Annotated in this window: 19 protein-coding genes and 1 tRNA gene; 6 read left to right on the top strand and 14 right to left on the bottom strand. The window is 46.8% G+C overall.

From position 1 onward, the window contains the following. Positions 1-176 precede the first annotated feature (176 nt). Together CFT61_RS00765 and CFT61_RS00760 are read left to right on the top strand one after the other, a co-directional pair. Positions 177-4,091 carry a glycoside hydrolase family 2 TIM barrel-domain containing protein gene (locus CFT61_RS00765; protein ID WP_089542589.1) on the top strand — a complete coding sequence of 1,305 codons (3,915 nt, stop codon included), beginning with the start codon at positions 177-179 and terminating at the stop codon, positions 4,089-4,091. Between the two features lie 192 nt (positions 4,092-4,283). Beyond that, a tRNA-Arg gene (locus tag CFT61_RS00760) sits at positions 4,284-4,358 on the top strand. A gap of 483 nt (positions 4,359-4,841) precedes the next feature. Here the strand turns inward: CFT61_RS00760 and CFT61_RS00755 are convergent. From CFT61_RS00755 to dnaN, 6 genes are all read right to left on the bottom strand, one after another. Continuing rightward, complete coding sequence (locus CFT61_RS00755) at positions 4,842-6,491, bottom strand: tetratricopeptide repeat protein (RefSeq protein WP_089542588.1); 1,650 nt, start codon at positions 6,489-6,491, stop codon at positions 4,842-4,844. Continuing rightward, complete coding sequence (gene recN, locus CFT61_RS00750) at positions 6,488-8,146, bottom strand: DNA repair protein RecN (RefSeq protein ID WP_089542587.1); 1,659 nt, start codon at positions 8,144-8,146, stop codon at positions 6,488-6,490. Before recN ends, CFT61_RS00755 begins: the two co-directional genes overlap by 4 nt. 130 nt (positions 8,147-8,276) lie before the next feature. Then, positions 8,277-9,242, bottom strand: a complete 966-nt coding sequence (locus CFT61_RS00745; protein ID WP_089542586.1) for a DUF4835 family protein — start codon at positions 9,240-9,242, stop codon at positions 8,277-8,279. Continuing rightward, a complete protein-coding gene (gene coaBC / locus CFT61_RS00740) occupies positions 9,178-10,422 on the bottom strand; it encodes a bifunctional phosphopantothenoylcysteine decarboxylase/phosphopantothenate--cysteine ligase CoaBC (RefSeq protein ID WP_089542585.1) in 1,245 nt (414 codons plus the stop codon). Before coaBC ends, CFT61_RS00745 begins: the two co-directional genes overlap by 65 nt. Position 10,423: 1 nt before the next feature. Next, positions 10,424-11,287 carry a 3'-5' exonuclease gene (locus CFT61_RS00735; protein ID WP_089542584.1) on the bottom strand — a complete coding sequence of 288 codons (864 nt, stop codon included), beginning with the start codon at positions 11,285-11,287 and terminating at the stop codon, positions 10,424-10,426. Between the two features lie 64 nt (positions 11,288-11,351). Continuing rightward, complete coding sequence (dnaN, locus tag CFT61_RS00730) at positions 11,352-12,473, bottom strand: DNA polymerase III subunit beta (RefSeq protein ID WP_089542583.1); 1,122 nt, start codon at positions 12,471-12,473, stop codon at positions 11,352-11,354. Positions 12,474-12,780: 307 nt separating this feature from the next. Here dnaN and CFT61_RS00720 point away from each other — a divergent pair, with 307 nt between their 5' ends. Continuing rightward, a complete protein-coding gene (locus tag CFT61_RS00720) occupies positions 12,781-13,224 on the top strand; it encodes a DUF3127 domain-containing protein (protein ID WP_089542581.1) in 444 nt (147 codons plus the stop codon). A gap of 265 nt (positions 13,225-13,489) precedes the next feature. Here the strand turns inward: CFT61_RS00720 and CFT61_RS00715 are convergent, their stop codons facing one another. The 3 genes from CFT61_RS00715 to CFT61_RS00705 all read right to left on the bottom strand — a co-directional run bounded on the left by CFT61_RS00715 (position 13,490) and on the right by CFT61_RS00705 (position 17,292). Next, positions 13,490-14,668 carry an MFS transporter gene (locus CFT61_RS00715; protein WP_089542580.1) on the bottom strand — a complete coding sequence of 393 codons (1,179 nt, stop codon included), beginning with the start codon at positions 14,666-14,668 and terminating at the stop codon, positions 13,490-13,492. Positions 14,669-14,748: 80 nt separating this feature from the next. Continuing rightward, positions 14,749-15,525, bottom strand: coding sequence for an NAD(+) diphosphatase (gene nudC / locus CFT61_RS00710; RefSeq protein ID WP_089542579.1), 777 nt, complete (start codon positions 15,523-15,525; stop codon positions 14,749-14,751). Between the two features lie 3 nt (positions 15,526-15,528). After that, positions 15,529-17,292, bottom strand: a complete 1,764-nt coding sequence (locus tag CFT61_RS00705; protein WP_089542578.1) for a bifunctional metallophosphatase/5'-nucleotidase — start codon at positions 17,290-17,292, stop codon at positions 15,529-15,531. Positions 17,293-17,404: 112 nt separating this feature from the next. On the opposite strand from CFT61_RS00705, the gene CFT61_RS00700 reads away from it, so the two are divergent. Next, complete coding sequence (locus CFT61_RS00700) at positions 17,405-18,184, top strand: DnaJ domain-containing protein (RefSeq protein WP_089542577.1); 780 nt, start codon at positions 17,405-17,407, stop codon at positions 18,182-18,184. Positions 18,185-18,307: 123 nt separating this feature from the next. Here the strand turns inward: CFT61_RS00700 and CFT61_RS00695 are convergent, their stop codons facing one another. The 5 genes from CFT61_RS00695 to CFT61_RS00675 form a co-directional block, all read right to left on the bottom strand. Then, positions 18,308-19,558 (bottom strand): zinc ribbon domain-containing protein, encoded by a 1,251-nt coding sequence (locus CFT61_RS00695; protein WP_089542576.1) that lies wholly within the window; start codon positions 19,556-19,558, stop codon positions 18,308-18,310. Between the two features lie 117 nt (positions 19,559-19,675). Further along, on the bottom strand, positions 19,676-20,362 hold the full coding sequence (locus CFT61_RS00690) for a glycoside hydrolase family 25 protein (protein ID WP_089542575.1): 687 nt from the start codon (positions 20,360-20,362) through the stop codon (positions 19,676-19,678). A gap of 67 nt (positions 20,363-20,429) precedes the next feature. Next, the gene (locus tag CFT61_RS00685) at positions 20,430-21,125 is read right to left on the bottom strand and encodes a hypothetical protein (protein WP_089542574.1); all 696 of its coding nucleotides are present in this window, start codon (positions 21,123-21,125) and stop codon (positions 20,430-20,432) included. A gap of 48 nt (positions 21,126-21,173) precedes the next feature. Continuing rightward, the gene (locus tag CFT61_RS00680; protein ID WP_089542573.1) at positions 21,174-22,484 is read right to left on the bottom strand and encodes a Na+/H+ antiporter NhaC family protein; all 1,311 of its coding nucleotides are present in this window, start codon (positions 22,482-22,484) and stop codon (positions 21,174-21,176) included. A gap of 79 nt (positions 22,485-22,563) precedes the next feature. Continuing rightward, the gene (locus CFT61_RS00675; protein WP_089542572.1) at positions 22,564-23,628 is read right to left on the bottom strand and encodes a LacI family DNA-binding transcriptional regulator; all 1,065 of its coding nucleotides are present in this window, start codon (positions 23,626-23,628) and stop codon (positions 22,564-22,566) included. 385 nt (positions 23,629-24,013) lie between these two features. Between CFT61_RS00675 and CFT61_RS00670 the strand changes: the two genes are divergently transcribed. Further along, on the top strand, positions 24,014-25,036 hold the full coding sequence (locus tag CFT61_RS00670; protein ID WP_089542571.1) for a sugar kinase: 1,023 nt from the start codon (positions 24,014-24,016) through the stop codon (positions 25,034-25,036). 22 nt (positions 25,037-25,058) lie between these two features. Next, entirely contained in the window at positions 25,059-25,730 is a 672-nt protein-coding gene (locus CFT61_RS00665; RefSeq protein WP_089542570.1) for a bifunctional 4-hydroxy-2-oxoglutarate aldolase/2-dehydro-3-deoxy-phosphogluconate aldolase, read from the top strand. The last annotated feature ends 2 nt before the right edge of the window (positions 25,731-25,732 follow it).

The raw sequence follows: 25,732 nt of genomic DNA, 5'->3' as shown, positions 1-25,732 counted from the left end.
GCTTTTCTGTGATTCCGCCAAGTTTTTCTGGGAAAAAATCATCGGGTAGGGCAAAGATTAAAGGCTTATCTCAAAAAATCGGGTATTTTCTCGCTTTTTCCCTCCTACTATTTTGCTCTTTCAAAATAAAAGCGTAACTTTGCAAAGAATATAATTAGAAACAATAACATCAACTTATGAAGAAAACTTATTTATTACTTTTAACCGGACTCATTTGCTCATCAGCATGGGCAGATGGTACTTTAGGAGGCTACTTCTACAATCAGCAGGCTGCGCCTACGGGATGGGAGTGGCAAAGTCCTGATTCCGTAGCTGTCAACAAGCAGCAGCCACATGCTTGGTTCTTCTCGTTCCGCAATGTCGAAGAGGCGAGAAAGGTTTTACCAGAAAACAGTTCTTACTGGAAATCTCTCGATGGATTATGGAAGTTCCATTGGGCTCCAAATCCTGATGAGCGTCCCAAGGATTTCTACCGTACAGACTATGATGTCTCTCAGTGGGACGATATCAAGGTGCCGATGAACTGGAATTTGGCAGGTCTGCAGAAGGATGGAAACAACAAGTATGGAGATCCGCTCTATTCTAACCAGCGTGTCATCTTCCAGCACTCCTGGCAGCCGATGAACGACTGGAAGGGTGGAGTGATGCGTACACCTCCTACCAACTGGATGACCTATCGCAACCGCAATGAGGTGGGATCTTATCGCAGAACCTTCTCCGTACCTGCAGACTGGAAGGGTCAGCAGATCTATCTGAACTTCGATGGTGTAGATTCATTCTTCTACTTATATATAAATGGTAAGTATGTGGGATTCTCCAAGAACTCACGCAACCTGGCTGAATTCGACATTACACCTTATCTTAATAAGGAGGGTGAGGAGAATACGGTAGCAGTAGAGGTTTATCGCCATTCAGACGGTTCTTTCCTGGAGAGTCAGGATATGTTCCGCTTGCCAGGTATCTTCCGCACCGTGGCTTTGGTTGCCAAACCACAGGTTCAGGTAAGAGACATCAAGGCTATTCCTGACTTGGATGAAACCTACAGCCATGCCACCTTACATATCTCTGCCCAGTTGCAGAACCTTTCCAAGAAGGCCATCAAGGGTTATACCTTGCAGTATTCACTCTATGCCAACCGTCTCTATTCCGACGACAATGATCTGATGGAAGGCGTTACAGCTTCTACTCCTCTCGTAGGAAAACTGAATTCCAAGGGCGAGATTGTTCTGGAGACTACGCTCGATGCTGCCAACAAGGTGAAGCTCTGGAGTGCAGAAGCTCCTTACCGTTATACACTGGTAGGAGAATTGAAGGATGCCAAGGGCAGAACGGTTCAGACCTTCTCTACCATCGTGGGCTTCAGAAAGGTGGAAATCAAGGAGACTCCTGCCGAGAAGGATGAGTTCGGATTGGCTGGAAGATATTACTATCTCAACGGACAGCCTATCAAGCTGAAGGGTGTCAACCGTCATGAGAACAATACACTGTTAGGTCATACTGCTACCCGCGAGCAGATGGAGAATGAAATCTTCCTGATGAAGCGAGGAAACATCAACCATGTGCGCAACTGCCACTATCCTGATGCACCTTACTGGTATTATCTCTGCGATAAGTATGGTATCTATCTGGAGGATGAAGCTAACCTCGAGAGCCATGAGTACTACTATGGCAAGCAGAGTCTTTCTCATGTACCTGAGTTCCGCAACGCTCATATCGCCAGAAACATGGAGATGGTACACGCTACCGTGAATCATCCTTCTGTAGTAATCTGGAGTTTGGGTAACGAGGCTGGTCCTGGCAAGACTTTCGTAGATTGCTATAATGCCATCAAGGCTTATGATACCAGCCGCCCAGTTCAGTATGAGCGCAACAATGATATCGTGGATATGGGTTCTAACCAGTATCCTTCCATCGCCTGGGTTCAGGGAGCCGTACAGGGCAAGTACAAGCTGAAGTATCCGTTCCACATCTCTGAGTATGCTCACTCTATGGGTAATGCCTGCGGTAACCTGATTGATTACTGGGATGCCATCGAGAGCACCAACTTCTTCATGGGTGGAGCTATCTGGGACTGGGTTGACCAGGCCCTTAATAAGCAGGATCCTGTAACCGGACAGACCTACTGGGCATACGGTGGTGACTTCGGTAAGGACAACAAGCCAAACGATGGTATGTTCTGTATGAATGGTATCCTTCGCCCAGACTTCTCACCTAAGGCTCAGTACTATGAGGTAAAGAAGGTTTATCAGAATGTAGGCGTAAAGGCTGTAGATATGAAGCAGGGACAGATTGAAATCTTCAACAAGAACTACTTCGAGCCTCTCAAGAATTATCAGATTGTATGGTCTCTCTATAAGGATGGCGTCTGCATTTCAAAGAATCAGCCATTGCAGGGTGCCAAGAATATCGTGGGTCCTCGCGAGAAGGGCTTCTATACCTTGCCATACGATTATGCAAGCCTCGATCCAAAGAGCGAGTACTTCGTAACAGTCCAGTTCCTTCTGGGTAAGGATATGCCGTGGGCTGCCAAGGGTTATCCGCAGATGGAAGAGCAGTTGAGAGTGAAGGGCGCTGATGTGGCTGCTCCTTCTATCGCTACTGTTGCCAAGAACGGTAAGGCGATGAAGCTTTCGGTAGATAAGGCGGCTAAGCGTGCCAACATCATTGGTGGCAATTTCCAGGTGGCATTCGACCTGAATACCGGTGCTATCTATAGCCTGAAGTATGGCAGTCAGGATATCATCAAGGATGGCAATGGTCCTAAACTCGATGCATATCGTGCTCCTACAGACAACGATGCCGGTATCGGATACCACAATGCATGGTTCAAGAATGGTCTGTACGACCTGCAGCATGTAGTGAAGAACTGGAACTATACAGCCAAGAAGGATGGTACTTACCAGCTCGACTTTACTGTAGAGAGTCAGGGTAAGGAGGGATGCGATGTGAATTACAGCAACCGCGACCGTGACCCAGAGTCTTGCTATAACTTCGAGAAGAACAAGCATGCCTTGACAGATGCTGACCTGAAGTTCACTTCACGCCAGATTTATACTATCTATAAGGATGGTTCTATCGAGATGCAGAGTGCCATCGGTGCTAATCGTTCTAAGGTCATTTTGCCTCGTATCGGCTATTCTATGGTATTGCCAAGCGAGTTGAATCAGTATGATTATTATGGACGTGGACCTGTCAACAACTACAACGACCGCAAGACCAGCCAGTTTATCGGTTGGTACCACAGTCCGGTAGCAGAGCAGGGCATCATGCTTCCTAAGCCACAGGCACAGGGCAACCGCGAGGAGGTTCGTTGGTGTGCCGTTACCAACGACAGCCAGCAGGGTGTAGTATTCATCTCTGACAGTACTATGTCTGCCTCAGCATTGCCTTGGAGTCAGCAGGAGTTGACTTTGGCAGCACATCCATATCAGTTGCCAAAGAGCAGCGGTACTCACTTGCACCTCGATGCAAAGGTTACAGGATTGGGCGGTGCCAGCTGTGGACAGGGTGGTCCTTTGACACCAGATCAGGTACGCAGTACTCCTACCACATTCGGATTCATCATCCGTCCAGCGGTGAAGTCAGAGCTTGGAAATATCGTGAAGGTTTCAGCTACCGGTCGTGAAATGATGAAGGAGGTTATGAAGAAGATGCAGCAGAATCAGCAGACATCTAATCTTCAGATTGCCTTTGCTTCCAGTCAGGAGCCAGACGAGGGTGATGCTGCCTACTTGGTAGATGGCGATCCTTCTACATTCTGGCATACGATGTATTCCATTACATTGGCTAAGTATCCTCACTGGGTTGACTTCGATGCTGGCAAGCAGAAGGTCATCAAGGGCTTTACTTATCTGGCACGCCAGGATGGTTCTCTGAATGGTTGCATCAAGGATTATGAAATCTACGTCAGCAACGACAACAAGACTTGGGGTGAGCCAATCCTGAAGGGTCATTTTGAGAAGACAGCCAAGCTGCAGAAGGTGATGTTGAACAAGCCTGTCAAGGCTCGCTACTTCCGTCTGCGTGCATTGAATGAGCAGAATGGTCAGGATTATGCTTCAGGTTCAGAGTTTACACTGATTACTGAATAGTAAGTAGAAGATGATATTCATTCTTTTTGATGCATAAAAGAATGAGGAATACCGAATATTATGCGCTTTTCAATTCATAGAAGGAGAAAAGTTGCATAATATTCGGTTTTATTGTAAAAAAGATGCGGGAAAATTTGGTAGTTTCGCAAAAAAGTATTACCTTTGCACTCGCTAATGAAAATTAGCAGCGTTGGTTCCGTAGCTCAGTTGGATTAGAGCAACAGCCTTCTAAGCTGTGGGTCTTGGGTTCGAACCCCAACGGAATCACAAAAGTGGATTAATCGAAAGGTTAATCCACTTTTTGTTTTATAGAACTTTCACTTGTGGCTTAAGAACGGGCTGAAGGCCCAAAAGCTCCTAGCCCAGGGCAACGCCCTGGGGATGTATGAATCCCGCTAGGCGTCCCGGCGGATTTGCAATCCGCCGTAAAAAAGGTTCGACCTATTAAAACTGGGGGATTTGTAATCCCCCAACAAAAGGAAAAGCATACTCCTTTGCTGCGGATTGCAAATCCGCAGAGCCTAAATAGGTTAGGACATTTTTTAACGCCGGATTGCAAATCCGGCGAGACGCCTAGCGGGGGCGGTGTTCAAATTCTCCGAGACGCCTAGCGGGCTTGCGTTCTTGAAGAAACGAAGAAGAGGGTGTGTCTTGGACTTTTGACACACCCTCCTATGAGCTTTTGCCCTTTCAGGGCGTTTGAAAGTGCAATTATTACCACCTTCAATTTTGTTATTTCAATTAATCTGATTATTTCAGTTTCTTGAGATAACCCTCAGCACGGGTATCACCCAGTTCCTTTGCTTTTTCCAGGTTCTTGCGAGCCTCTTCCTTCTGCTTGTTCTCCATCTGGAGCAAACCGAGGAGGAGATAGCCATCGGCATATTCTGGAGCAATCTCTATGCAATGCTTGGCTGCACTGATGCCTTCTGCATATCGCTTCACTCGCAAGTCAAGACTAGCCCATTCTGCAAAATAAGTAGGCTCATTAGGAGCGAGGTAGCAGGTACGGGCAATATCAATCAGCGCTGGCTGCCACATGCGCAACTTGGTTTCAGCCTTGTATCTTGCATAGAAAAATGCAGGATTAACAGGACGGACAATAGAATCATACATATTGTAGTCGGCTATAGCACTACGATACTCTCCCTGTTCCGCCTGGAAATCACCACGAGCCAGATAGTAAGGACCAGCCATGGTGCCCGAGTTCTTAGCCTCATTGACTGCACTGTCCAGCAAGACCTTGATCTCTGTAGCTGGAGCCTTGAGCTGAATCTTAGCCTGAGCTGCCTCCAGGAAGATTTCCGAGTTCTTGACTGAAGTCTTGGTCAGGGCAATGAACATATCGTATGCCTTCTGGTAATCACCCTTGGTAAAGATGATACGTGCCTCCTGATGCTGATATACAGGATTGGCATTGATGGCGTATGCCTTCTGTGCCTCTTCTATCGCCTTGTCGTAAGTCCAGGCTGTATAGGCTGAATCACCCTTATAAATCAGTTTCTGATAGATGACATCAGAATAATTGGAGTGGGCTTCATCCTTGGCTGAAGATTTCTTGATTCCATCTTCCATACATTTGGCTGCCTCGGCAAACTCGTTCTTATCTACAAGAAGAGTTGCTTTTTCCTTATAGCCGAATGCTGAAGCTGGGAACTTTGCCATAAACTCATCTGCATACTTGTCATAGATGTCGCGGGACACTTGAGACTTATTGAGCGTCATCATCGTAATCGCCTCCTGTTCGGTATCAGGAAGAGCAGTACGGATGCCTGTTTGGCGAAGGGCTGCATCCAGTGTAGAAAGACCCGTCACCTTCAACTCCTTGGCATAGTTGGCATCAATGGCAGTTACCTGACCATTGCTATGCATGATACCAATCACCTGACCGCTTTTGTTGACGAATGGGCAACCCACTGCATTGTCCGGTACGGTGTTGGAGAAGATGTAGTAATTGTAAGTTTCCTTAAACTTCTCAACGCTTGCGATATCCTCCTGCTGGAAAGGTGACTTCTTGATAGAATAAGGTACGAGCCAGACCTTGCTGCCCGCAGGTGATTCTGCCGTAGCAATGTTGGCAGCCGTGGTATTACCCAGTACCCTGAACTTAGCCACATCGTAAAGTTCATCGGCACCGAGGATGGCATCCACGTCCATCGACTTTCCGCTGGCATCCACAATGGTAGCCTTCACAGCACCGATAAACGGTTTGAAGGTACCGATAGCCGTTCCCTTGTTATCAATAAATACACCTTGTGTAGAAGAGATGATGTTACCATCCTTGTTGAAGGTGGTGAGTGTAAATACGCTCTTGGCGGCTTTCTGTACAGAGCCTGGCTGAGCGAAGAGGGATGATGCACCCAGCATCAGTCCCATCAGTATCATATTTATTCTTTTCATATTCTCAATAATTCTTTGGCATTGGCAAGAGCTGCCTGCGTGATGTCACTGCCACTGAGCATCTGGGCAATTTCCTCAATGCGTTCCTGGTTGTTGAGTTCTTTCATGTGCGAGATGGTTCCATTCTCGGTTTCCTCCTTCAACACCTTGTAATGATGGCTACCCTTGGCAGCAATCTGTGGCAGATGAGTGATGGAGAGTACCTGTCGGTTCTGGAGTCCCATTTCTTCCATGATATCTGCCATCTTTTCAGCTATCTTTCCGCTTACACCGGTATCAATTTCATCAAAGATGATAGTTGGCAACTTCACGGCTCCACTGATCATAGCCTTCAGCGAGAGCATTACACGAGCAATCTCACCACCCGAAGCTACCTGACTGACAGGCTGTAGCTGGGTACTCTTGTTGGCACTGAAGAGGAAGCTGACCTTATCGGCACCATTTCCAGACAGTGGTTTATCTGCGAAGGCAATCTCGAATCTCACATTCGGAATGCCCAGCGGGATGAGTCTGCCCTTCATCTCTTTTTCGATGGCCTTTGCTGATTTCTGACGGATGGAAGTGAGTAGGGCAGCTTGCTTTTTAGCCTTGGCAAGGAGAGCTGCAACTTCTTTTTCCTTCTCTTCGATGTCTTCATCGCCATTATCGATATGCGAAAGCTGTTCTGCTATGCGGTCACGGGTAGCAATGAGTTCAGTCACCGTTTCCACATGGAACTTCTGCTGCAAGGTGTAGAGTTTGTCCAGACGGGTATTGATGGCATCCAATCGGTTAGGATCGAATTCCACGTGATCTACACTACTGCTGATTTCCTGTGCGATGTCCTTCAGTTCGATATAGCTGCTCTGCATTCTGCCCGCCACATCAGCCATGCTTGGATAGACATCACAGATATTTTCCAGTTGATGAGTGGCGTTCTTCAGTTTGTCAAGTATGCTGTCGTCTTCTCCAGAAAGCGCATTGTCTGCTTCGAAGAGAGCGGTCTTGATATCCTCCGAATGGCTCAGGGTTTCAGCTTCCTGTTCCAGCTGTTCCAATTCGCCTTCCTGTAGATTTGCATCATCCAGCTCTTTATGCTGGAAGCGCATAAACTCCTCGTTCTCACGGTTCTTGGCAATTTCGGCTTTCAGCTCTTCCAGAAGTTCCTTGGCTTTGCGATAGGCATAATACTCCTTTTGGTAAACCTTGAGCTGGTCGGCATCCTGAGCGATGATATCCACCACATTCAACTGGAAGTCTTCTTTCTGCAGAAGAAGATTCTGATGCTGCGAATGGATATCCACGAGTTGCTCTCCCAATTCTCTCATACGGGTGAGAGGCACCGGGGTGTCATTGATGAAGGCACGGCTCTTGCCGGCTGCAGTCAACTCTCTTCGGATGATTGTATCATCGGCATCATAGTCGATGTCGTTATCATCGAAGAATTTCTGCATACCATATCTGGAGAGATCGAAGTGAGCCTCTATCACGCAACGGTCTCTTCCTGCCTTGATCGCCTTGCTGTCGGCACGGTTACCCAGAAGCAGTCCGATGGCACCGAGGATGATACTCTTTCCTGCTCCTGTCTCACCCGTGATGACGGAGAAGCCAGGATAGAGAGAGATGTTCAGCTCGTCGATGAGCGTGAAGTTCTTGATATATAATTGCTTGAGCATATTTATTCTACTTTTTGATAAAGATATAAAGGGAAAGCTGATTCTGATTATCAGAAGCTTCTGTTCTGGAAGATGCTCTCATGAAGATTCCAACCTGAAAAATCTATCCAGACAGATGATTCCTGAAAGATTATTCCTTGACCAGATCCCAATATTTATTCTGTGAAGGATTGATGGAGAAGAGGAGTTCATAGATGCTCTCCTTTTCCTTTTGGGTTCCTTTGCCGCGATAGATGTTGGCAAGTTCATCCTTCTTAAAATCAGTCCATATCTGTGGCAACAAACTGAGCGGGCGGTTTTCCTTCGCCTTCTTCAGTCCTGTTTCCAGGGCTGCGGTTATCTCGGTACGACCTCTTTCCGCATTATTCGCCATCTCGTCGAGTCCTTTCCGATAGTAGTCATACTGCAACTGTCTGAAGGGTTCCAACGCTCCATCCAGATAGTCTGAGATGATGGCATATCGGTTACGGTCATCAGAGAAAGCCTTCCATCCGGGATAATCCAGATTCTGGGCATTGTTTGTCAGATTCATGCAGCGCTGCAGGATGTCTTCACCACCTTTGGGTGCAAAACTATCCAGATCGATGCCGATGATAAGATATGCATAATAGGCAAAGAGAGCTGTAAGCTGATTGTCTATCTGCTGCTCATTGAACTCCAACTGGTCGTATTCTGCAAAACGAAACGTGAAGTTATCGTCCACATTATTATATAAGGTGGAGGTGTATGCCGAATTGAAGACGGGGCGATTGGCCTGTATCAGCGCCTTGCAGGTAAAGAGATTCTGGTCTCTGTCATACTTGGTGACGGTGATATTGAAGTTGCAGATGATGCGTTCGTTCTTCTGAAACTGAAGATGAGTCCATTGGCGATTGTTGACGAATTGCTGCAAGGTCTGTTGCAGATTGTCGAATACGCCTTTCTCCGTGCCCGAAATCTGGGCATGGTTGATGGTAATCTTAGCTTGCAGCTCCTGTGCTGAAATCGTAGAAGGACTGCAGCACAGGAGGCCACCAGCTAAAGATACCGGACTAAAACAGGAGAGCCAGCTCGTCAATGATGTCGCGAGCCACCTCAGTCTTCGGTTTCTTTTCATATTCTTTCTTTCCCTTTTCAGAGATGATGGTAATCTGATTGTCGTCAGTGCCGAAAGTAGTGCCCGGATTACGGGTAGAGTTGAGCACGATGAAGTCGGCGTTTTTCTTCACTCTCTTCTTCTGTGCATTACTCTCTTCATCGTTGGTTTCCAGGGCGAAAGCTACGATTCGCTGATTCTTTTGTTTCATCTGTCCCAAAGCTGCTGCGATGTCATGGGTAGGCACCAGTGTCAACTCCAGGTCATCCTTTTCGCGCTTGATTTTCTTATCAGCTACATTGGCAGGACGGAAGTCTGCTACGGCTGCACAGAGAATGGCAGCATCAGATGAAGCAAAGGCTGCTGTGGCTGCCTGATACATCTCCTCACAGCTCTCCACATTGATGCGGTGGATAGCAGGACTACAGTCTAATGAAACAGGACCTGCCACCAAAGTAACATCCGCACCACGGCGAAGACATTCTTCGGCAAGTGCGAATCCCATCTTTCCTGAAGAATAATTGCCGATGAAGCGCACTGGGTCTATCTTCTCGTAGGTCGGTCCAGCTGTAATCATCACTTTCTTACCGCAGAGGTCTTTCTCCGTATTCTTCTGGTTCTCTGATTCTGCATCAGCAACCTCATCGGCACTCTCCATCATATTGAAGTATCTGTCCAGGTAATTCACGATGACATCCGGTTCCTCCATGCGTCCCTTTCCCTCTAATCCAGAAGCTAGGAATCCCACTTCCGGCTCAATGATATGGTTACCATAGCCGAGAAGGGTCTTCATGTTAGCCTGGGTAGAAGGATGCTTGTACATATCAAGGTCCATGGCAGGAGCAATGAAGACTGGTGCCTTCATGGAGAGATAGGTGGTGATGAGCATGTTGTCTGCAATGCCATGCGCCATCTTGCCCATGGTAGATGCCGTACATGGTGCAATGACCATCGCATCCGCCCAGAGACCGAGATCCACGTGCGAATTCCAGGTACCATCACGCTGTGAGAAGAACTCGCTTACCACAGGCTTGTGGGTCAGCGCCGAGAGAGTGATAGGGGTAATGAACTCCTTACCGGCAGGCGTAATGACCACCTGTACCTCAGCTCCCTTCTTGATGAGACCACGGATGATAAGACATGACTTGTAGGCTGCAATGGAACCCGTAATGCCCAATACGATTTTCTTTCCTTTTAACATATTATTTTCCCATTCTCTTGTTGAACTCGCGCAGACGGATACGGGTGAGTACCTGCTTGGTATTGTTGGTGAAATCGCTTCCCAATACCCAGGTGAAGTAACCAGGATCCTTGGTCAGAATCTCTGCCACATCCCATCCTTTGTACTTGCCGAAGTTGAATACCTCGTGCTTGCGAGGATTGCCCTTTTCGTCGAGTATCACATTGCCGTCGGCATCCTTCAACTCCTGCCAGACTATGCGGCCGGCAAAATCTACATTGTCGTTGCGCTTGGAGAACTCAGCAAGCTCGTCCATGTCATTATTGAGCACACGGTCGGCTTCCTCCTGAACACCAGGGGCATAACGGTCCAGCTCGCCTTTCAGCACGCAATAGGTAGCCTCGGTATCCTGGTCGGCACGGTGTGCCTCGAAGTCTTCCTCCATCTTTCTGCCGCAATAGAACTTGTAGGCAGCAGCCAGGTTGCGACGCTCCATCTTCATAAAGATGTTCTGGGCATCAATGAGGCGACACTTAGAGAAATCGAAATCGATGCCTGCACGCAGGAATTCCTCTGCAAGCATAGGTACATCGAAATGATTGGAGTTATAGCCAGCAAAATCACAACCGGAGAACTCCTGGTTGAAGGTAGCCGCCAACTGCTTGAAAGTTGGTGCATCCTTCACATCATCATTGCTGATACCTGTAAGAGCAACCACCTCTTCAGGGATTGGCTTCTCTGGATTGACAAACTGGTTTTTACGAACCTCTGTTCCATCTGGATACACCTTGATATAGGAGATCTGGATGATTCTGTCTTTTACCATGTCAAGACCGGTAGTCTCTAGGTCGAACACGATCAGAGGCTTAGTAAGATTTAATTTCATTACTTCTAGTATTTATTACTATATATTACTGATAGGGAAGGGGTGTTTAGATGAACCAAGCTCCTTATTCGTTAAGGAGCATTGGCATGATGAGCATGAGGATGTCCTCGTCTTCTGGCTGCTCAGCTGGTACAATAATACCAGCACGGCTAGGATCTGCCAAGTGGAAGACAACCTGATCGCTGTTCAGATTACCCAGGATTTCCATCAAGCTGCTACCCTTGAAACCGATGCTGATGCTGGAACCGCTATATTCGCAAGCCAAAACTTCCTTGGCAGAAGTAGAGAAGTCGATGTCTTCTGAAGAAACCTCGAAACGGCCGCTTTCGATATGGAAACGGATCAGCTGGCTGCTCTCGCTGGCAAATGGCAAAACACGGCGCAATGCACTCTGCAAGCCCTTGCGATCTACGGTTATCTCACATGGGTTGTTGGCTGGAATCACTGAGTTGTAATTAGGATAGCGACCATCAATGAGGCGGCATTTCAATACGCCATCGCTAAACTGAATCTCAGCTCTGCGTGCATCAAACTTGATGGTTGCCTCATCATCCTTGCTCAGAATGTTCTTCAGCAATGATGCTGGCTTCTTTGGCAGGTTGAATGAAGAAGGAGTCTCACTCTTGACAGTGAAGTTCTTGCTTCTTACCAACTTATGGCCATCACTTGCAACGATGGCAAGCGATTCGGGAGTAAGGTCGAAATAGATACCATTCATTACTGGGCGCAGCTCATCGCTGGCTGTTGCAAAGAGAGAACGGTTGATATTGTCGATCAGCACCTGTGCTGGCAAGACGAGGGTAGTGCAGGCATCACCCATATCCTGTGTTGGAGGATAGTCTTCAGCATTCAAGCCTGTGAAATTATAGAGACCATTCTGATATACAATCTTAATGGCATAACTATCTGTATCTACATCGAAGCTGAGAGGCTGCTCAGGCAACTCCTTCAATGCATCCAGGATGACGCGGTTGGCAACGCAGAACTCGCCTTCGCCATCGCAGTCAGTGAGAGCGATGGTACTCTTGATGATGTTGTCACTGTCGCTTGCGGTGATGGTCATCTCGCCGTTGGCAACTTGAAACAGGAAATTGTCAAGGATAGGCAGAGAATTCTTGCTGCCAATCACCTTAGCAAGCATATTGAGCTTGCTGTTCAATGCTGAACTTGAAACTGTAAATCTCATGAGTCGTTATTTTATATTATTAATTTTCTATATTACTTATCTCATTTTCATTGCTGATGCTCCTTACTTGATGGGTAAATTGGAGCATTTGCGCAATTATGAGCACAAAAATACAAAAAATATTGGGGATAGACAAAAATAATCGAAGAAATGTTTTTGTTTTAAAACTATTTTTAGTAATTTCGCAGTCAGAAAGAAAAATAACAGATAGATTCACTCGTTTTTGAGCCTCTTCATACATCTTTTGATTCTCGATGAAAATGGGGCTTGGCAGGCGAAGGATTGAAACAATTTTTAAAATAATAATATGGAATTACAAGGAAAGGTAATTGCCGTTTTACCAGAAAAAAGCGGCGTTTCAGCAAGAGGTGAGTGGAAGGCTCAGTCTTATGTCATTGAAACTCATGAGCAGTATCCAAAGAAGCTTTGCTTCGATGTTTTCGGTGCAGACCGTATTGCTCAGTTCAACATCCAGAGTGGTGAGGAACTTTTGGTTTCTTTTGATTTGGATGCACACGAATATAATGGTCGTTGGTTCAACAGTGTCCGCGCTTGGAATATTCAGCGTGTAGATCCTAATGCTGTTGCTGCTATGCAGGGTGGCATGCAGCCTGTTGGTTCTCCATTCCCTCCAGTAAGTGCGGCTCCTCAGGCAGCTCCAGCTCCTGCTCAGGGTGCAACAGCTCCATTCCCTCCAGCTCAGCCAGCAGCTCCTGCAGCAGGTGGCAGCGCAGATGATCTCCCATTCTAAGAGAGAACTGCATGTAAGAAAAATGCAAAGAGCATTCGAAAGGGTTTGTTTCCACAATCCTTACGAATGCTCTTTTTCTTTAATTGGACTTCTATACCGGTTTAAAACCAGCAGTAAACTACCCTTAAGGAAAAAAAGATTTATCCTTAAGGAAAAATATAATTTCCCTTAAGGGAAAATATTTCTAGCCTTAAGGGTAAAAGTTTAGCCCTTAATGGAAGCTAAACTTTTACCTGGAAAAAACTTATACTTTTTTATTCCTTTGCTAATCGTTTCGTCTTCTTTTTTCAAAGAATGTCCGGGAGGCAGCAAAGAATAATACCACTGCGGCGGCATTTTCGACCGCTACCATCCAGAAGGCACCACTATAACCGAAATGCTCGGCTACAACACCACCCAGAAGGCAACCGATTCCGAATCCCAGATCCCAACCGGTCAGAATACTGCTGTTGGCTGTACCACGCTGATCGTGGCGGGCTACATTGATAAACATATTCAAGAAGGCTGGGTACAGGTGACCATTTCCCAATCCTATCAATGCAGCTGAAAGATAGTAGGCAATCGGATGCTTGATGGCTACGAATATCGTAAAACCAACGAGCGATATCAGCATTCCTTCGGCAGCATTCTGGGTCAGCTTACCCTGACTCAAAGCCTTTCTGCCTTGCAATCTGCTCATGAACAATCCCATAGAGAGGATTGCAAAATAGGTACCCGTTCCTCCGGTAATGCCTAATTCCTCCTTACTGTAAATGGCGAGATAGTTGCTCAATACACCCCAGCAGAAACCAAACATACAGATGTTGATGGCCAACAGCCAGGCGCGGGTCAGGAAGAAGCGGTCGAGCGAGAGCTTCTCCTTGTTTCTGATGATTTCCTTCTCTGGGAGTTTCACCGTTCCAGCTATCACTACAGAAGCAATGGCTACCACAAAGGCTATCCAGAAAAGTACCATATAACTACCCACCAGATTGTGCAGATAGATACCGATGGAAGGGGCTATCGCCATGGCGAAGTTATTGCTCAATCCATAAAGACCGATACCCTCATTGCGTCTGCTCGATGGCAAGACATCGATGGCACAGGTACTGTTGGCAACAGTTACCGCTCCGAAAGGTCCACCATGCAGGGTTCGGCAGATGGCAAACATCAGGATGGTACTGGCTGCTATGTATCCTGCAAAGAAGATGGCAAAAGCCGTCAGACAGACCATCAGCACTTTCTTGCGGGAAAATCCATCCACCACATATCCGCTAAACGGACGGATGATGAGTGCCGCCACCGTATATCCGCTCAGAACAATGCCTATCACATCCTTCGTAGCCCCGAAAGTTTCACTCAGATAGAGTGGGAGGAGTGGGGTAAGGAGATAGAAGGAAAAGTAGAGCAGAAAGTTGGTGGTCATCACCTTGATGTAATTCGCATTCCAAAGTTTTTCTTTCATCTCTTCTGTATTTCTTAATTTCAAGATTCTACCCTATACTTATCATTAGTCTAGGGCGAGTATAGTCTGCTTGCGAAAGTTTATATTCTATTCTCTAGCCAAGCATCAATGAGTTTGCGGGCAATCGACAATTTCTCCGGCAGAACAGGGAGATTGTCCTTGCTGAACCATTTGCCGCGGGAAAGCTCTTCCTTCTGAAGATGAATCTCACCATCTACATATTCGGCTGTATATCCTACCATCAAGCCACTTGGGTACGGCCATGGCTGGGAACCGAAATACTTGAGGTTCTTGATGGTCAGACCGGTTTCTTCCATCACCTCACGATGAACAGCTTCCTCCAGACTCTCACCTGTTTCCACAAAACCGGCTACCAGGGAATCGAAGTTACCCTTGAAGTTGCGGGCATGAACCAGCAGCACCTGATCGCCCTTCTTGATAAGAACGATGATGGCTGTAGCGAGAGAGGGCCAGACAGACTTGCCACACTCGGTACACTTCTTACTGATATCCGTTGACATCTTCATAGGTGAACCGCATACACCGCAAAACTGGGTGTTCATATCCCAATAGTTCAGTTCCTGACATTTTCCCGCTTTCTGATACAACTCTGGGGAGAGCTTGTAAAAGCTAGGACGCAAACCGCACATCTCATATTTCGGATTGTCGGTTACGGGCTCTGGAATGGTGAAAGTCTTCACTTCCGTACCGTCATTCATCGGTGTGATGTTGAGGATATGGGTCCAAGGCTTGGTTGCTACCGGACTTTCCTCACTACATGGAATCGTATAGGTTCCATCTTCTCTCTTCTCGAGCAAGATATCTGTCTTGCAAAATATAAACCAATACTTCATAATCTATTATTTTTTCTTTCCGAAAAGCAACTCATAGTCACGCTGGGCTGCAGGCTTGGCCCATGCTTCCGGCACAAACTTCCAGTTGTTGTTTGGCTTGGCATCCACGGTTCCCATCTTTTCGATGGCCTCCATCAGATAGTAACGCTGGTCGCGCTCACTGCGATAGATGATTCTGCTATCCAGACTATCCTTTGGAATACCGGCACCACGGGTGAGGAGCTCTCCGCCGCCATTGCCGCGATAACTGTTCACTGCCACCTTATACCACTTCTTCTCATCGAAAGGCTGACCATTGCTCATACGCAGAATCTTCACCTTCTCGCCGTCTGGCTTGGTAACATCTACCTCATAATCGATGCCGGCAGCACTGTCAAAATTGAAGGAGAGGTTCTTGAAGCCCAGACGCTGCTGATCGCCCTTGGTCTGGGTATCGAGCAGGAGCAGATGGTCTTCAGGACTCTTCATCGTATTCACCCAGAGATCATAGCTCATCTCCAGATGCTTGCGGATCTCCTCACCTGTAAGGCGCATCACATAGAGCTGGTTCTCATATTTATAGAGATTGAACATGTCACCAACATAGATAGGTCCCGCATTAATGGTGGAATTAAACTGGAGGGGCGCATTGAAGGCGATATCAGCATTCGTGATCTGTAGCTGCAGGTTGAGGATGAAGTCATTGAAGGCGCAGCTGCCGAAGAAAGACTCGCGGCTGTGAATGGTATTCTTGAAAGTTCCGATCTGCTTGCTGACAAACTTGTTGATTTCTGCAATCTGAGGCTCGAATGCCTTCATGAAATCCTCATCAATAGGACATTTTGTCACATCTGGCAGACTGCCAACTATCTTCTTGTCTGTCACAACATACTGTTTTTTGCCATTCACCTTCTTCTTGTTCAGGGTAATGGTCACCTCGGCATCTGCCACATTCAGTGCATTATTGGCAGGGTCGAGACACACCACAGGCTTACCTTCCACATTCAGGATCGTCTCATTGCAGCGGGTATGGTCATGTCCGAAGAGTACCATGTCGAAGCCTGGCACCTCCTTTGCTACCCGCAGGGAGGCATCCTCCTCATATTCGGGAGTGACAATACCGCCATCCTTACCGCTGTGGAAGACTCCGATGACAACGTCCGGCTTCTCCTTCTCCTGGATAATCTTCATCCATTTACGGGCACAGGTCACCATATTCTCAAACTTCATTCCGCTCCAGAGATTCTCTGTCAGCCAGTTAGGAATAGCTGGAGTCAACATACCGAGAACGGCTATCTTCACACCCTCACGGTTCAGGATGATATAAGGCTTCACATAAGGCTCACCGGTCTTGGTATCAATGATGTTGGCACCCAGCACCGGGCAGTTTAACTCCTTGATCCACTTATCATAAACCGCATGACCTGTCTCTACATCGTGATTACCGAAAGCCTGGGCATCATACTTCATATAGTTGACTACATCAGCTGCTACATTACGAGCCTGGGTGTTGATATAATTATAGAAGTAGCAGGTAGGTTGTCCCTGAAGGATATCGCCATTCTCCAGGAGGATGACATTGTCCTTATAGGTCTTGCGCAGATCGTTTACATAAGAGGATACACGTGCCAGGGTTCCTGCCTTCGGTTTGCGATTGATGAAATCGTATGGGAAGAAAGAACCATGGACATCACTCGTCTGAATCACTCTGAGTTTGACGGTGCGCGGCTGAGCCATTGCCTGCGAATTAAAAGTGAGCGCCAACAAGAGCGCTGCGAATAACTTTTTCATACTTTTTCTCGAATTTATTTGTTTCAACTGCAAAATTACAAAAAAGTTGGCAATTACGGCATACTTTTTGTTGGATTCTTATAAAAATCATAAAAATAGGAGGTATTATACTATGGCATTTGTAGATTATTACAAGATTCTCGGTGTAGATAAGAACATCCCGCAGAAGGATGTGCGCGCTGCATATCGCAAGCGTGCTAAACAGTTTCATCCGGATTTGCATCCTAACGACCCAAAGGCAAAGGCTAAGTTCCAGGCGCTGAACGAGGCGTATGAGGTGATTTCCGATCCGGACAAGCGTGCTAAGTACGACCAGTACGGTGAACAGTGGAAGAATGTAGGAGGCTTCGGTGGTGGAGGCTATGATGGTGCTGCCGGCGGAGGTGCCGCTGGTGGAAATCCATTCGAAGGCTTCGACTTCAGCAGCTTCGGTGGTGGAGGAGGCGGTTTCTCCAGCTTCTTCGAAAATCTCTTCGGCGGAGGTCGTGCCCGTGGTTCACAAGGTGCCGGTTTCGGTGGCTTTGGCGGATTCGGCGGAGCAGGTGCTGGTTTCGGTGCCGGTGCTGAATATGGTACAGGCGGATGTAACGGCGGCTGCGGTGGCCGTAGCGGCAGAACGAATACCGGCGAGATGAACATGAATGTGAATATCGACATGTACACCGCACTGCTCGGTGGTGAGGGTATCATCACATTGAGCAATGGTTCAAAGATTAAACTGAAAATCAAACCGGAAACCCAGAATGGTACCAAGGTACGTGTTCGCGGCAAGGGTTATGACAGAGGTGATGGAACCTTCGGCGATCTGATGATTACCTATAACGTGAAGTTGCCTACTGGTCTGAATGAAAAACAGAAGGAATTGCTCCGACAGATGAAGGAAGCAAAGTAAAAGGAAAAAAGAAAGCTCCGATGGACTCAACAAATCCATCGGAGCTTTCTTTTTATATTGTTTTTGAATCTTATGATTCTTTTATATTGTTTTAGAACTACGAATCTTTTAATCAGAACAATTCTATTGCTGTGGCTCAGAAACCTTGTTCATATTGAAGGCAGAAACTTTGCCATCAGGTGAAACAACTGCAGAAATCTTAAAGAGCTGTTCCTTCTTCGAGCCATCTGTCATATCTACGTCCTGACGGGCAGAGAACTGTACCTGATACTCATATTCCTCATCGCCAACCTCGCGCTTCTTGATCTGGTAGTCGTTGTTGATGTGCCAGTTCATATTGGCAACATTGTCTTTATAGAGCTTATCCATAAAGGTAACGACATCAGCCTTGGTAGCCGAGTTCTTACCAAGCAGGGAAGAGAGAATATCCTCGCAGGTAGCTGTCAATCCATCCGCATTACGGGAATTGATGCTCTGGAAGAACTGACGGAACAATCCGCTCACCATCTGCTTTTCTTCTGGCTGGAGGTCACGGCTCTTCACCTTCTTCAAGGCATTTTCAGCCTCTTCGATATGAGCACCATCTGTATGAGCATTCAGGTATGCCTGATAGGCATCAGCTGTATCTGCAGCCTTAGCTACATTCCAGTCGAGGGAATCTATTTTAAGCAAAGCTTCCTGTTTGTGCAAACTGTTAGGATACTTCTGGAGATAATCCTCCAGAGCTTCTTTCGATCCGCTCACTACCGCATTGGTCCAATCCTGGTCGTTCTGCTTCAACAGGTCTAGATGAGCCATGATGGAATCGCGATGTGCTTCATCTGCATCCTTGTAGGTATCGAGATAACTCTGCAGTACCATCGGATCGCTGCTTTGCATCGCATACTCATAAGCTTCCATCTCCTTGTTGCGATTGGCACTGTCGTAGAAGTAATACATAATGCCACACGCCAAGGCAGCAAAGATGAATGAGATGATGAAGATAGAGCGGGTGTTCTTTTTCTTCTGTGGTTCCTGAGGAGTATTGCCCTCTCCGCCATCATTTCCATTCGCAGCAACACCAGGACGACGTACAGGAGGTACTGGTGGGACAGGAGGGGTAGGAGGGGCTGAAGGAGTTGTTGGAGCCGCAGGAGCCTGCGGTGTTGCAGACGATGCTGCAGACGACACCGGTGATGTTGCTTCCGCAAGAGGACGAGTTACCCCCACTGCTATCTCATGGCAGTTTGGACACATCTCCTGACTGCTGAAATAAACCTCACCGCAATGAGGGCATTTGGTGATTTTTCCAGCTATCTCAACGCCACAACTAGGACAGGTTGGAGCCTTATCACTGATCTGGCGGCCACATTCTGGACATTTAATAATTGCCATAGTTTTATTTAAAGTTTATATTTTACTAAAATCGTTTCTATGCTTTCAGACCTTATTCACTCTTTACCTTGAAACTAATCATCAAGTTCAAAGCTCCAAGTTCAAAGTTACAATGCCTTATCTGTGTCTGAATCTAATCTCTCTCAATCGATGCCTGCCCATGAATCTGCTCTTATCCACGTAGCCATTGATACCGTTCAGTTTTCCTTTACCGGTATATTGCCACATTTCAAAGTCTCTTCCATCCTTGAGCACTGGTTCTCGCTTGGTATATTGTGCTATCATCAGCTTGTAGCTGTCGAGCTTTCCCAAGAGATAATGGTCATAGAAGTTGGCACCCGTATAGATGAGCGGCTTCTGCCTGTATGCCTTTTCCACGAGACGCAGGAACTTGAAGAGTGAGTCGCAAAATTCTTCTGTTTCCAATCCACTCTTGGTCTCTACGTCGATCATCGGCAAGAGATCCTGGTCGCCAGGGCGGCACTGTGCCTTGAAATTCTTCAACTGAGTTTCCTGAGGAATACGGGCACGATAAAAGTGGTATGAACCCACCTTGAGTCCATATCTATGAGCCAGATCAATATTCTGCTTATATTTGCTATCTACATTGGTTCCACCTTCGGTAGCCTTCAGATAGACATACGCCATCTTGGAGTTATCGCCCACCGTTTCCCAGAATACATTGCCCTGATAGTGGCTGAGGTCTATGCCATGCACATGACTGCAGGTATCCTCGCATTGCACCTGCGCACTTGCGCATAGTGTTATAATAGATGATATTATTGTTATACAAAATCGTTTCATAGATGCAAAGGTACGAAAATCGCTTGAAATTCGTCACAGAGTATGCTTATTTTTTATATATTTTATATTATTCTTCGATTTCTGAGAGCGAGCGGTAGAAGTTATTGCAGAAATTGCTGATAGTTTCTATGGGCGCATATTCCAGATACCGCATACTGCGGCGCAGGTTTTTGCGCATCGTGCCGCCGGTGGTGCGAACGAATCCAGCCTGAGTCTGCTCGAATAAAATTTCCTGCTGATCGAGACTGTTATAATAAAGCGAACGGAGGGTCAGCTTGTAGGCACCACGTTCTACACGGCGCACGAAAGGTATCTCATCCTGTTCAAATTCGAAGAAAAGGATAAGTACACTGCCCTGCAACTGCGCCATACGCTGGATGCGGAGCTTGCGCAGCCATTTTTCCAGTTTTACGAAATCTACCTTGTCGCCCTTGGTGCGCAGGTAGTTTCCCATCTCGATGATACCGCCAAGATTAATGCCATTGGCTAATATTCCATTGATATTGGATACGATGATGCGAAGTAAATAAATGGTCTCAATAGAGGTGTCGATGGCATGACGCTCATTTTCCTGTATGCTGGCTAAACGTCGGTTCAGGAAACCATTGTTCATGCGTACTTCACCCGCAGGCACATCGCTGAGGTTCTTCATCATCTGGGCTATCTTCTTCTGTTTGAAGGTAGTCATCGGTTCCATCTCCTCCTTCGTATGAAAGTGATCGGAACGCAGCTTGACAAAAAGGTTTCTCTGTAAAAAATCCATCGTGTATTCATTTAAAAGTTAAACAATTGGCAATAAGCTACTTCCATTCTAGCTGTATCGCTTCGGGTAACGAAATAGTATCGAAAACAGCGCAGCTATACCGATAGCCAGAGGATAATAGAGGTATGGAAGGATATCCATCGGACTCAGTTTGGCAAGACCTGCTGCCAGAAGCATCTGTACTCCGTAGGGTATCAAGCCCTGAACCGTACAGGAGAAAGTATCGAGGATACTGGCTGCCTTGCGGTTGTCAACTCCAAACTTATCACCGATTTTCTTGGCTATGTTGCCTACCGTGAGGATGGCAACCGTATTGTTGGCAGTACATACATTGACCATGGAAACCAGTGCAGCAATAGACAGTTCGGCTCCTCGCTTGTTACTGACGTGTGCCGTAATCTTGTCGATGATATAATTGATACCGCCATTCTCACGGATGATTTCGAGCATGCCACCCGCCATCATTGCGATGATGACCAGTTCGCCCATACCGATGATTCCGTTACCCATGGCCGAAAACCAACCGAAGAGATCGTAACCTCCGGTAGCACCCAGAAGCTGACAGCTCACACCAATCACCCCACAGAGCAATGTTCCCATCGTAAGAACCGCCATCACATTCATACCCGCCACAGCCGTGACAAGTACTACCAGATAAGGGAGCACCTTGACATATTCAACCTCCGGAATATCAGTAGGTGCCTGCAGACCGATACCCATCACGGCATAGATAGCCAGTACAATAACGGCGGCAGGTACTACGATAAGAGAATTGACACGGAACTTATCGCTCATCTTGCAATTCTGAGTCTGGGTAGCTACTACCGTGGTATCAGAGATAAAGGAGAGATTGTCTCCAAAGTAAGCTCCACCAACGATGATAGCTGTCATCATACCTATATTTACGTCCATGGAGTGGGCGAGTCCCGCAGCTATCGGAACAAGTGCCACAACGGTACCTACACTTGTTCCGATGGATACGGAGATAAAGCAGGCTGCCAGAAACAGTCCCGGCAGTATCATGCTGGCGGGAAGAATGCTGAGTGCAAGATTGACCGTTGCATCGACAGCTCCCATCGCCTTAGCCGAAGCTGCGAAGGAACCTGCCAATACATATATCCACAGCATGAGCATCAGATTGTTGGCGCCGGCACCCTTGCTATAGGTATCTACACGACTCTTGATGGGCATACCACCAGAAATCGCAATGGCATAGATACTGGAGATCATAAATGCCACGGTGAGCGACAAATTGGTATCCTTATGACTGGCATCTACCGAATAGACGGTGAATGCTACGATGAGGACAATCAACAAAAACAATGGCGACAACGCCAACAATCCTTTCTTATTACTCATGTTTCTTTTTAAGTTATTGCAATGTTACTCCATTCTTGAAAATGGAAATCTCACGATAGCCGTTGTACTCGTTGCGAGCTTAGATCTGCGTTCTGCGGTAGAAATCGATATTCTCCTTCATCAGCAGCTCAATAGGCATGTAATTTACCGGATTCACCTTCTTCTTGAGAACGATGGCACGGAAGAGGGTATCCACGCAATAGTAGCCCTGCATATAGGCATGCTGTGCGATGAGGAACGAGATGCTGCCTTCGCGCAGACATTTCGCATTCTTGCCCACCATATCATAACCCATGATCTGTACATCACGGCGATTGGACTTAAGCAGATAATCTCCCACGATATGCGCCTTCGATGTCAGTGTAATACAATGATGTGTAGCAGGATGTTCATCAAAGTACTGACCCAGCATCTTCTGGTATTCGTTGCGGGTTCCATTGAGCGGAAGATCAAGCACATTGATGACAATCTGTGGGAAATGATCGTGCATATAATGACGGAATCCCACCTCACGGTTATCCTGCTGCTTGCTGACCACATGACCATCCTTGGTCTGTCTCATCAGCATCACCTCTTTCTCATTGCCCGCAAGCATCATCAGCATCTTGGCTGCAAAGAAGCCAGAGCAGAACGAATCCTGTCCATAGAAGGAGAGAGGGCGCAAGTCTGGCATATAAGAATCGAGTAGGATAAATGGAATACCCTTTTGATGCAATTGGTCTGTAAAACCACGTGTCTCTTCCAAAGATGATGGTACTACGATAACACCTTCCGGATTGGCATCAAGAATCTCTTGTGAAACAGCCTTGAAAGAATCCTCATTGGAACGCTCGTAGAATCGAATCTCTAAATCAATATGGAAATCCCGGCGCTGGTCTTCGCACTTTCTTGCACCTTCTTCTATCTCTTCCCAATAGGCTTCCGACTCATGCTTCGGTATCAGAAGGCAAAAAGTATAAGCCTTGTTGTATGCCAATGCACTGGCATACATATTAGGTTGATAATTCATTTCCTTGAGCGCTTGTTCCACCTTCTCACGAGCCGGCTTCGACACGTTCGGGCGGTCGTGGAGCACACGGTCCACTGTTCCTACAGATACGCCTGCTCTTTCGGCGATATCCTTGATTCTGATTCTTTCGGCCATTGTTTTTAAGTTTATGGTTAGAGCACATCGCACGTACATTATTATATAATAACTGTGCGCACAAACTGTGCTTTTTTACTATGTTTTGTTGAACTGCTGGTTTGTGTGCGGTCACACCATCAGCATTCGGGCGCAAATATACAACATTTTTTTGAATTGTGCGAATGCACAGCTCTTTTTTTGCACAAAAAACGAAAAAAAAGGAGAAAAAAAGGAAAAAAGTGAGAAAAATACGAAAAAATAGGGCGATAAATGAAAAAAACTGCGATTAAATTTTGGTATTCGAGAAATTATAGCTATTTTTGCCAACGGTTAAGGACAACTACTACAAAATTGTCTATTAGTAAACAAACAATAAAAACAAAGAAATTAAAACTATCAAACAATGGCAAAGATTGTAACATTAGGCGAGATTATGCTTCGTTTGTCACCAGAAGGCAACGATCGTTTCATCCAGAGTGAGTCACTTCGCATCATCCCTGGTGGTGGTGAGGCTAACGTTGCTGTTAGCCTTGCTAACTATGGTCACGATGCATATTTCGTATCAAAGTTGCCAAAGCACGAGATTGGCCAGATTGCAGTAAATGGTCTTCGTCGTTATGGCGTCAATACTGAGTTTATCGCCCGCGGTGGTGATAGAGTAGGTCTCTACTATGCAGAGACAGGTGCTTCTATGCGCCCATCTAAGGTTATCTACGACCGTGCTCACAGCGCTATCGCAGAGGCTGATCCTTCTGATTTCGACTTTGACAAGATCATGGAGGGTGCTCAGTGGTTCCACTGGAGCGGAATTACTCCTGCTATCAGCGACAAGGCTGCAGAATTGACCAAGTTGGCTTGTGAGGCAGCTAAGCGTCATGGCGTAACAGTATCTGTTGACCTCAACTTCCGCAAGAAGCTCTGGACATCAGAGAAGGCTATCTCTGTGATGCGCCCATTGATGCAGTATGTAGATGTTTGCATCGGTAACGAGGAAGATGCTCAGCTTTGCCTGGGCTTCAAGCCAGATGCAGACGTAGAAGGCGGCAAGACTGATGCTGAGGGTTACTATGGCATCTTCAAGAGTATGATGGAAGAGTTCGGCTTCAAGTATGTCGTTTCTACGCTCCGTGAGTCTTTTTCTGCTTCTCATAATGGCTGGAAGGCTCTTATCTATGATGGTAAGGAGTTCTATCAGAGCAAGCACTACGACATCAACCCTATCATCGACCGCGTGGGTGGTGGTGACTCTTTCTCGGGTGGTTTGATCCATGGTCTCCTGACTAAGGAGACTCAGGGCGAGGCTCTTGAGTTCGCTGTTGCTGCTTCTGCCTTGAAGCACACTATCCCTGGCGACTTCAACTTGGTTTCTGTTGACGAGGTTGAGAGCCTTGCTGGCGGTAATGCTAATGGTCGTGTACAGCGATAACATTTAACATTAAAACAAGAAGATGGCAAAGTTTAGCAAAATGCAGGTCATGGCAGCTATGAAAGAGACTGGTATGGTTCCTGTATTCTTCAATAAAGATATCGAAATCTGCAAGAACGTGATCAAGGCATGCTACGAGGGTGGTGTTCGCGTATTTGAATTCACCAACCGTGGCGATTTCGCTCACGAGATTTTCGGAGAGTTGGTAAAGTGGGCTGATAAGGAGTGCCCTGAGATGATCTTGGGTGCTGGTACAGTGGTTGACGCTGGTACTGCTTCCTTGTATCTCCAGTTGGGTGCAAACTTCATCGTTGGTCCTAACTTCAACCCTGACATTGCTCCTGTATGTAACCGTCGCTTGGTGCCTTATTCACCAGGTTGTGGTTCTGTAACAGAGATCAACAATGCTCAGGCAGCAGGTTGCGATGTAACCAAGGTATTCCCTGCAGGTAATGTAGGTGGTCCTTCATTCGTTAAGAATGTAATGGCACCATTGCGTTGGAGCAACATCATGGTAACAGGTGCAGTAGAGCCAACAGAGGAGAACCTTACTCCTTGGATCAAGGCGGGTGTTTTCTGTGTAGGTATGGGTTCTAAGCTCTTCCCTAAGGAGACTGTTGCTGCAGCAGATTGGGCTGCCATCACAGCCAAGTGCCAGGAAGCTTTGGGCTACATTGCTAAGGCACGTGCATAATC

Origin of the sequence: Segatella copri, from assembly GCF_002224675.1 — a bacterium.
Taxonomy (GTDB): Bacteria; Bacteroidota; Bacteroidia; order Bacteroidales; family Bacteroidaceae; genus Prevotella; species Prevotella copri_U.
This window is presented reverse-complemented; position numbering and strand designations above follow the sequence as displayed.

Coding starts and splice junctions, on each gene's coding strand:
- CFT61_RS00665 (WP_089542570.1), top strand. CDS start 25,059: ATGGCAAAGTTTAGCAAAATGCAGGTCATGGCAGCTATGAAAGAGACT.
- CFT61_RS00695 (WP_089542576.1), bottom strand. CDS start 19,558: ATGGCAATTATTAAATGTCCAGAATGTGGCCGCCAGATCAGTGATAAG.
- CFT61_RS00705 (WP_089542578.1), bottom strand. CDS start 17,292: ATGAAAAAGTTATTCGCAGCGCTCTTGTTGGCGCTCACTTTTAATTCG.
- coaBC (WP_089542585.1), bottom strand. CDS start 10,422: ATGTTAAAAGGAAAGAAAATCGTATTGGGCATTACGGGTTCCATTGCA.
- CFT61_RS00670 (WP_089542571.1), top strand. CDS start 24,014: ATGGCAAAGATTGTAACATTAGGCGAGATTATGCTTCGTTTGTCACCA.
- CFT61_RS00720 (WP_089542581.1), top strand. CDS start 12,781: ATGGAATTACAAGGAAAGGTAATTGCCGTTTTACCAGAAAAAAGCGGC.
- CFT61_RS00715 (WP_089542580.1), bottom strand. CDS start 14,668: ATGAAAGAAAAACTTTGGAATGCGAATTACATCAAGGTGATGACCACC.
- CFT61_RS00685 (WP_089542574.1), bottom strand. CDS start 21,125: ATGGATTTTTTACAGAGAAACCTTTTTGTCAAGCTGCGTTCCGATCAC.
- CFT61_RS00690 (WP_089542575.1), bottom strand. CDS start 20,362: ATGAAACGATTTTGTATAACAATAATATCATCTATTATAACACTATGC.
- CFT61_RS00735 (WP_089542584.1), bottom strand. CDS start 11,287: ATGAAATTAAATCTTACTAAGCCTCTGATCGTGTTCGACCTAGAGACT.
- CFT61_RS00765 (WP_089542589.1), top strand. CDS start 177: ATGAAGAAAACTTATTTATTACTTTTAACCGGACTCATTTGCTCATCA.
- CFT61_RS00675 (WP_089542572.1), bottom strand. CDS start 23,628: ATGGCCGAAAGAATCAGAATCAAGGATATCGCCGAAAGAGCAGGCGTA.
- CFT61_RS00680 (WP_089542573.1), bottom strand. CDS start 22,484: ATGAGTAATAAGAAAGGATTGTTGGCGTTGTCGCCATTGTTTTTGTTG.
- dnaN (WP_089542583.1), bottom strand. CDS start 12,473: ATGAGATTTACAGTTTCAAGTTCAGCATTGAACAGCAAGCTCAATATG.
- recN (WP_089542587.1), bottom strand. CDS start 8,146: ATGCTCAAGCAATTATATATCAAGAACTTCACGCTCATCGACGAGCTG.
- CFT61_RS00755 (WP_089542588.1), bottom strand. CDS start 6,491: ATGAAAAGAATAAATATGATACTGATGGGACTGATGCTGGGTGCATCA.
- CFT61_RS00700 (WP_089542577.1), top strand. CDS start 17,405: ATGGCATTTGTAGATTATTACAAGATTCTCGGTGTAGATAAGAACATC.
- CFT61_RS00745 (WP_089542586.1), bottom strand. CDS start 9,242: ATGAAAAGAAACCGAAGACTGAGGTGGCTCGCGACATCATTGACGAGC.